Annotated in this window: 1 pseudogene; it reads left to right on the top strand. The window is 62.2% G+C overall.

Features of this window, described 5'->3' with window-relative positions:
• Nucleotides 1-312: pseudogene (locus MKZ40_RS17095) on the top strand (IS3 family transposase); the annotation flags it as partial.

Genomic DNA, 312 nt, shown 5'->3' on the forward strand with positions numbered 1-312 from the left:
CGGAACCGGCCAACAAGCTATCTCCCGAGGAGCGAAAAGCGATCGTGGCGTTGTGCAACGCTCCAGAGTACCGAAGCCGCCCTCCGGCCTTCATCGTGGCCGATCAGGCTGACAAGGGCCGCTATCTAGCCTCTGAGTCGACGATATACCGAGTGCTTCATGAATATGATCAGCAACATCACCGGGGCCGACAGCAGGCCCCTCAGCGTAAGCGCCCACCGACCACTCACCAGGCGACGGCGCCGAACCAGCTTTGGTGCTGGGACATTTCGTGGCTGCCCGGTCCCGCGCGCGGCACTTGGTGGTATCTGT

This window comes from Cobetia sp. BMC6 (assembly GCF_029991385.1).
Taxonomy (GTDB): Bacteria; Pseudomonadota; Gammaproteobacteria; order Pseudomonadales; family Halomonadaceae; genus Cobetia.